This is a genomic window from Kocuria marina (assembly GCF_000786655.1).
GTDB classification, from domain to species: Bacteria; Actinomycetota; Actinomycetes; order Actinomycetales; family Micrococcaceae; genus Kocuria; species Kocuria marina_A.
On record NZ_JROM01000031.1, the window covers coordinates 1 to 7,364 of the forward strand.

General features: G+C 70.1%; 6 protein-coding genes. All 6 read left to right on the top strand.

Annotated features, from left to right (window positions below; all coding sequences use genetic code 11):
- Nucleotides 1-439 precede the first annotated feature (439 nt).
- Nucleotides 440-1,072 (top strand): recombinase family protein, encoded by a 633-nt coding sequence (locus AS25_RS08480; protein WP_016998066.1) that lies wholly within the window; start codon nucleotides 440-442, stop codon nucleotides 1,070-1,072.
- Nucleotides 1,073-1,085: 13 nt separating this feature from the next.
- Complete coding sequence (locus tag AS25_RS08485; RefSeq protein WP_052160840.1) at nucleotides 1,086-2,543, top strand: TnsB C-terminal domain-containing protein; 1,458 nt, start codon at nucleotides 1,086-1,088, stop codon at nucleotides 2,541-2,543.
- Nucleotides 2,530-3,453 (top strand): AAA family ATPase, encoded by a 924-nt coding sequence (locus AS25_RS08490; RefSeq protein ID WP_084118099.1) that lies wholly within the window; start codon nucleotides 2,530-2,532, stop codon nucleotides 3,451-3,453. Before AS25_RS08485 ends, AS25_RS08490 begins: the two co-directional genes overlap by 14 nt.
- 228 nt (nucleotides 3,454-3,681) lie before the next feature.
- Nucleotides 3,682-5,127 carry a mercury(II) reductase gene (merA, locus tag AS25_RS08495; protein ID WP_035964295.1) on the top strand — a complete coding sequence of 482 codons (1,446 nt, stop codon included), beginning with the start codon at nucleotides 3,682-3,684 and terminating at the stop codon, nucleotides 5,125-5,127.
- A 75-nt stretch (nucleotides 5,128-5,202) separates the two neighbouring features.
- Nucleotides 5,203-6,591 carry an FAD-dependent oxidoreductase gene (locus AS25_RS08500; RefSeq protein WP_035964296.1) on the top strand — a complete coding sequence of 463 codons (1,389 nt, stop codon included), beginning with the start codon at nucleotides 5,203-5,205 and terminating at the stop codon, nucleotides 6,589-6,591.
- Nucleotides 6,592-6,685: 94 nt separating this feature from the next.
- The gene (locus AS25_RS08505) at nucleotides 6,686-7,075 is read left to right on the top strand and encodes a heavy metal-responsive transcriptional regulator (RefSeq protein ID WP_029603659.1); all 390 of its coding nucleotides are present in this window, start codon (nucleotides 6,686-6,688) and stop codon (nucleotides 7,073-7,075) included.
- Nucleotides 7,076-7,364 lie beyond the last annotated feature (289 nt).

A 7,364-nucleotide genomic window follows, 5' to 3' on the forward strand; every position in this document is an offset into this window, starting at 1 on the left:
CAGTGCACGACCCAGGCGGTTCATCACGTCGAGACGCGAAGCAATAGTCAGCATGGACTGAACTATACAGCGCGCACTAAACACTCGGTCACAGGCGTCAGCCCAGATCGCATGCCCGTAAGGGGAACCCTCACCGGACACCACCGCTACTTATCGAGAGGAACGACTGTGAACCGCATCGATAAGTGGCGGTGTTCTGACGGAGCTAAATGGCGGCATCGAGGTCTTGCGTCCCGATCGGAGTCGTCGGGCCGGCCGAGCTCGAGGTGATCGACGTGTTGATCGCTCTCGGGCGACTGTCCCACTTCCTTGGTAGTGGGACGGCCCGCGTGGGGATCCTTGCCCGATGTGCACGATCGGCGATTCCTGTACCAGAACTTGGACCAAAAGTGCTGAACCATTTAGGTCGTACGGAACCGACTTCCGGTACGCTGGGCGCATGGAATTGGGCTACGCGCGGGTCTCGACGGCCAAACAGGACCTCGACCGGCAGATCGATGCCCTCCGGCAGGTCGGGATCGCCGCCGAGCGGATCTATGTGGACAAGAAGTCCGGGGCCACCACGGAGCGTCCCGGGCTGACCGCGGCGCTGGCCTACGCCCGGGAGGGTGATGTGATCGTGGTGCACACCCTGGACCGGCTCGGGCGCACGGTGCGCGACACCTTGAACCTGATCCATGACCTCGCCGAGCGGGGGGTGGGGGTGCGCAACCTGGCGGACCCGATCAAGGTGGACTCCACCAATCCGAGTGATCCGATGGCGCAGTTGGCGGTGGTGCTGCTGGCGTTGTTCGGGCAGATGGAGCGCACCTACACCCTCGAGCGGGCTGCTCATGCCCGGTCGGTGGCCGCGGCGAAGGGCCGGCGGATCGGGCGGCCTACGGTGGTGGATCCGGACAAGCTGGCCTACGCGGCGCATCTGCGCGAGAGCGGGCACACGATGGCGGAGATCGTGGCCAAGACCGGGATCACGCGCACCAGTCTCTACCGTCACCTCCCGCCGCGGTCCCCGGAGCCGGTGACGGCCGGACCGGTCACCGCCGCCGAGCCCGAGCCCGGTCCGGCGGACTGACCCAGGTGGGGTGATGGTGGTGGTGCAGCTGGGTCCGCAGGAGAGAGCGGCATTGTTGCGCCAGCACCTCGACGAGGGGGTGCCGCTGACCCGGCTCGCCGCCCACGCCCAGGTCTCGGTCCGCACCCTGCAGCGCTGGGCCGCCGAATACCGGGCGGACTCCTCCGCGGCCGGCTTGCAGCGCAAGGCCCGCAGCGACCGCGGCCAACGCCGGCTGCCTGCGGAGCTGATCGCGGTGATCGAGGCCCTGGCGCTGCGCCGCCCGGCGCCGACGACCAGGTTCATCCACCGCCGGGTGTGCGATCTGGCCCCGGAGCGCGGCTGGGCACCCCCGAGCTACTCGAGCGTGCGCAGCGTGATCGCCGCGATCGACCCCGGGCTGCGCACCCTGGCCCTGGAGGGAGACACCGCCTACCGGGACCGATACGAGCTGGTGCACCGCCGGTCGGCGGTGAGGCCCAATGAGCAGTGGCAGGCCGACCACACCCTGCTCGACGTGGCGATCCTCGACAACCGGGGGCGCCCGGTGCGGCCGTGGCTGAGCGTGATCCTCGACGACTACTCCCGCGCGGTCGCCGGCTACACCGTCTTCACCGGCGCCCCGAATGCCGAGCAGACCGCCCTGGCCCTGCACCAGGCCGTGCGAGCCAAGCCCGACCCGCGGTGGCCGGTCCAGGGGTTGCCCGAGGTGCTCTACAGCGACCACGGGGCCGACTTCACCAGCACCCGGCTGGACCGGGTCTGCCTGGACACCCACATCCGGCTCATCCACTCCCGCGTCGGGGTCCCGCAGGGGAGGGGCAAGATCGAACGCTTCTACGGCACGATCACCACCGAGGTGCTCCCGCACCTGCCCGGGCACATCCCGCACGGCACCGGCGGCACCCCCACCTCACCACCTGCCCTGAGCCTGGAGCAGCTCGACGCAGTGGTCCAGCGCTACCTGATCGAGGACTACCACGCCCGGGTGCACTCCGAGACCGGACAGGCCCCCGCCGCCCGCTGGATCGGGGCCGGGTGGATCCCGCGCACCCCGGCCCGGGGCGAGGATCTCGACCTGCTGCTGCTCACCGCTGCGACCACCCGCATCGTCCAGCGCGACGGCATCCGCTTTCAAGGCACCCGCTACATCTGCCCGGTGCTGGCCGCCTACGTCAGTGAGACCGTGACCATCCGCTACGACCCCCGCGACGCCGGCGAGGTGCGCGTCTACCACCAGGACACCTACCTGTGCCGGGCGATCGCCCCCGAACTGGCCGCTGAGACCATCACCCTCCAACAGCTGCAGCAGGCCCGGGGCGCCCGACGCGCCGCGCTCAAGCAGCAGCTGCGCGCCCGGCGCAGCCTCGCCGACGCCCTGACCGCCGACGACCGCTGGGCACCACCACCCGCCCCGGCGCCGGGCCCGACGGCAGACCCGCCGGCGGAGCCGGCGCCCCGACACCGGTTGCGGACCTATGCCACCGACTGAGCCCGACTCCTCCCGGAGCCTGCTGGGCAAGGACGACGACGGCCGGCGCTTCCTCTCCGGCACGTTCGGGGAAATCGCAGCCTTGGGCCCACCCCCGGACCCCGCATCACCCCTGCTCCTTCCCACCCGGGAGCACCGCCGTTTCACCGAGTTCGCCGACACCGTCCGCGCCCACCGCTACATCGGCCTGTGCTGGGGCCCACCCGGGGTCGGCAAGACCCTCTCGGCCCGCCACTACGCCGGGGCCCCGCAATGGGAGCAGTGGCAAAGAGACCTGGGCGAGGACCGCGAGCCCGGCCCCATCCCTGAGCAGGTCCTGCAGGCCCGCACCGCGCTGTGGACCCCGACCGTCACCGCCAGCCCCCGACAGGTCGACCAAGCCCTCCCGCGGGCCTGCCAACAGATCTCCTACGCCATCGACTACCACCACCACGGCCGCGTCGACCCGTTCGTGCACCCCGACTCGCGTTCCTCCGGGCTCACCGAGCTGCTCATCATCGACGAGGTCGACCGGCTCAAGACCACCGGCCTGGAACAGGTCCGCGACTACTACGACCGCCACACCCTCGGGGTGATCCTCATCGGAATGCCCGGCATCGACAAACGCCTGGCCCGTTACCCCCAGCTCTACAGCCGTGTGGGCTTCGCCCACGAATACCGCCCCCTCACCCCCGAAGAGCTCACCGCCGTCCTGAACCGCCGCTGGCACACCGACGGACTCGCCGGCGAGGACGACGAGTTCACCCAGGCGGTCGCGATCGCCACCATCGCCCGGATCACCGGCGGCAACTTCCGTCTCGTCGACCGCCTCCTCACCCAGATCCAACGCATCCTCACGATCAACCAGTTGGCCACCGTCACCCCCGAAGTGGTCGAAGCCGCCCGCGAGTCACTCCTGATCGGTCACTGAGCACACGGGCCGGCCACCAGCTCCTGAGATCCACCGGCCAGGCAATCGCCTCTGGCAGCGACTCCTCGAAAGGGCCCCCGGGTCTGGGGCACATACGGTCGTGCACATGACATTGCCGCGGTGACGTCTTGACCTTCCTCTTCAGGGGAAGGTGCAGGCTGGGCACAGCACAGCACCGCACACAGACGGCCCGTCGGGGCCTTCATCACGGACTTACGGAGGCCGGTCATGCCTGAGACGGGAACGCACGAAGTGGACCTGGCGATCATCGGTTCCGGCGGTGGTGCGTTCGCCGCCGCGATCCGGGCCACCAATCTCGGCAAATCAGTGGTGATGATCGAGCGTGCCACGGTCGGGGGCACCTGCGTGAACACCGGGTGCGTGCCGTCGAAGGCGCTGCTGGCCGCCGCCGAGGCCCGCCACGTGGCGCTGGACGCCACAGGACGGTTCCCCGGTCTGAGCACGTCGGCCGCCGGGGTGGACATGCCCGGGCTAATCGTCGGCAAGGACGCGCTGGTGGAGGGAATGCGCTCGGACAAGTACCTGGATCTGATCGCCGACTACGGCTGGGAACTGGCCACCGGCGAAGCGGTGTTCACCGGCACCGCCGAGGATCCGGCGCTGGAGGTCACCGGAGCCGACGGTTCCTGCCGCCGGGTGCGGGCGGCCCACTATCTGGTGGCCACCGGCTCCACCCCGATCGTCCCGGAGATCGAGGGTCTGGATCAGGTGGAGTATCTGACGTCGACCACGGCCATGGAGTTGGACGAGGTGCCGGAATCGCTGCTGATCATCGGTGGCGGGTACGTGGGCCTGGAGCAGGCTCAACTCTTCGCCCGCCTGGGCTCGATGGTCACCATGGTCGTGCGGTCCCGGCTGGCCTCCCATGAGGAACCCGAGGTCTCCCGGACCCTGAGGGGCGTGTTCGCCGAGGAGGGCATCCGGGTGATCCCCCGGGCCACCGTCTCCTCCGTGACGCCCGACCGGGACACCGGGGAGGTGGTGGCCACCGTCACGGGCCCGGGCGGGCAGGACACCCTGCGGGCGGGCCGGCTCATGGTCGCGGTCGGGCGCCGTCCGGTCACCGAGAACCTGGGCCTCGGCTCGGTCGGGGTGGACACCGGGGCGCGCGGGGAGATCCTCGTCGACGCCCGGATGGCGACCTCGAATCCGAAGGTGTGGGCGGCCGGGGATGTGACCGGGCACCCCCAGTACGTCTACGTGGCCTCGGCCCACGGGGTCACCGCGGTGGAGAACGCCTTCCACCACACCGGCCAGCAGATCGACTACACCCACCTGCCGCGGGTCACTTTCACCTCCCCGGCCATCGCGGCGGTGGGCATGACCGACCAGCAGGCCCGGGAAGCCGGCCTCCGGTGTGAATGCCGGGTGCTGCCCCTGGAGTACGTGCCCAGGGCGCTGGTCAACCGTGACACCCGCGGGTTCGTGAAGATCGTCGCCGAGGCCGAGACTGGGCGGATCGTGGGTATCACCGCGGTGGCCAAGGACGCCGGGGAGCTTGCCGCGGCCGGGGTCTACATCTTGTCCGCGGGCATGACGGTGGATCAGGTCTCCACCCTGTGGTGCCCGTACCTGACGATGGCCGAAGGCCTCAAGATCGCCGCCCAGTCCTTCCGCACCGACGTCTCCAAACTCTCCTGCTGCGCCGCGTGAGGATCGGTCGGCCTCGAGCATCGAGCACAGCCGGGAGCTGACGACTCAGCAGGCACTGTAACGGAAGGGGAAGTCATGGCCCAGAGGTTGATCGTCATCGGTGGGGACGCCGCGGGGATGAGCGCGGCCTCCGCCGCCCGCCGCCAGCTGCCCCAGGACCAGTTGGAGATCGTGGCCTTCGAGCGGGGCCACTACACCTCGTATTCGGCCTGCGGGATCCCGTACTTCATCGGCAAGGACGTCGCCGACACCACGGAGCTGATCGCCCGTACCCCGCAACAGTTCCGCGACCACCACGCCATCGACGCCCGCACCGGTCACGAGGTCCTGGAGATCGACCTGCACCGCCGCGCCGTGCTCGTGCGCGACCTGACCGCCGGCCGGGAGGCCTGGGAGGGTTTCGACCAGCTCATGGTCGCCACCGGGGCCACCCCGGCCCGCCCGCCACTGCCCGGGATCGATGCGGCCGGTATCCACGGGGTGCAGACCCTCGACGACGGCCTGGCCCTGCGGGCGGTGCTGGAGCGGGACCGGCCGGGCCGGGCGGTGGTCGTCGGGGCCGGCTACATCGGCCTGGAACTGGCCGAGGCCCTGTCCGCCTGGGGCGTGGACATCACCGTGATCGGACGCCCCCCGGCCCCACTGCCGGGCCTGGACCCGGACATGGGCGCGCTCATCGCCACCGCGATGGAAGGGTACGGGATGGAGGTGCGGATGGAGGAGACCGTCACCGGCTTCGAGACCCACACCGGGAAGGTCACCGCCGTGGTCACCGATCAGGCCACCATCCCCACCGAGCTGGTGATCCTCGGCCTGGGGGTGACCCCGAACACCACCCTGGCCGCCGACGCCGGGATCCCCCTGGGCGAGACGGGGGCGATCACGGTGGACCGCCGGCTGCGCACCGGCATCGAGGGGGTGTGGGCCGGCGGGGACTGCGTGGAGAAGTTCCACCGCGTCTCCCGCCGCCACGTGGCCCTGCCGCTGGGTACCCACGCGAACAAGGAGGGCCGCACCGCCGGGATCAACCTCGGCGGCGGCTACGCCACCTTCCCCGGGGTGCTCGGCACCGCCGTGACCAAGATCTGCGACATCGAAGTCGGACGCACCGGCCTCGGCGAGGTCGAAGCGCAGGCGGCCGGCTTCGACCCCGTCACCGCCGTGGTCGACTCCACCACCCGGGCCGGCTACTACCCCGGGGCCAAACCCATCCGCACCAAACTCATCGCCGAACGCGGCACCGGACGGCTGCTCGGCGCCCAGATCGTCGGGGAAGAAGGCGCGGCCAAGCGCATCGACGTGCTCTCCGTGGCGCTGTGGCACGAGACCCCGGTGGAAGAGCTGCTCAACATCGACCTCTCCTACGCCCCGCCGTTCTCCCCGGTGTGGGACCCGGTGCTCATCGCCGCGCGCAAGACCTGGCAGGCCGTCGAGACCGACCGCGCCCGCACCGAACCCGGATGACCACCGGCCCCTCCAGGGGCAGGCAGTGCCCTGCCCCCGGAGCCTTCCTCTACCGTGGAAGGCCACAGACCAGTCCAGGATCGAGGTGCGCACCGTGCGGATCGGTGAAGCGGCCGCAGCCGCCGGCATGACCACCAAAGCCCTACGGTTCTACGAACAGCACGGGCTGCTGCCCCCGGTGCACCGCGGCCCCAACGGGTACCGCGACTACCCACCCGAGGCCCTCGCCCGCCTGCAGTTCATCCGCCGAAGCAAGGCCGCCGGACTCAGCCTGGCCGAGATCCGGAACATCCTGCAGATCCGCGACGCCGGGCAGGCCCCCTGCGCCCACGTAGCCGCACAGCTCGCCCAGCAACTCACCGACCTCGACCAGCACATCGCTGAGCTCACCGCCCTGCGGGCCTCCGCGGCCGAGCACTACCAGGCCGCCTCCCAAGGCGACCCCACCCAGTGCGATCCCGCCCAAATCTGCAGCTACCTCTGAGCCCACAGCCGCACCACGGCCGCCAAATACCTCTGTCAGAACACCGCCATTCACCGTCGACAGTCACACACCACCGGCCCCGAGGTTTCACGAGACGTCTCGCAACCCATGGCTTCCAAGACGGCCCATCGTCACATTGCTCAGCTTGCTTCCATAGTTATCTAGCCCACGGCTAGCCTGGAACATCAACCACGGGCGCCTCTGTCACCCCGTGGCGCGGTCTAGCCTCGGGCCGCCCACTTCTTGAACTGTGAACAGGACCAAAGGCATGGTCATCTCTGCCTCCGGG

Excerpts from the sequence above, each read along its gene's own strand:
- merA (WP_035964295.1), top strand. The coding sequence starts at position 3,682 with ATGCCTGAGACGGGAACGCACGAAGTGGACCTGGCGATCATCGGTTCC.
- AS25_RS08490 (WP_084118099.1), top strand. The coding sequence starts at position 2,530 with ATGCCACCGACTGAGCCCGACTCCTCCCGGAGCCTGCTGGGCAAGGAC.
- AS25_RS08485 (WP_052160840.1), top strand. The coding sequence starts at position 1,086 with ATGGTGGTGGTGCAGCTGGGTCCGCAGGAGAGAGCGGCATTGTTGCGC.
- AS25_RS08500 (WP_035964296.1), top strand. The coding sequence starts at position 5,203 with ATGGCCCAGAGGTTGATCGTCATCGGTGGGGACGCCGCGGGGATGAGC.
- AS25_RS08480 (WP_016998066.1), top strand. The coding sequence starts at position 440 with ATGGAATTGGGCTACGCGCGGGTCTCGACGGCCAAACAGGACCTCGAC.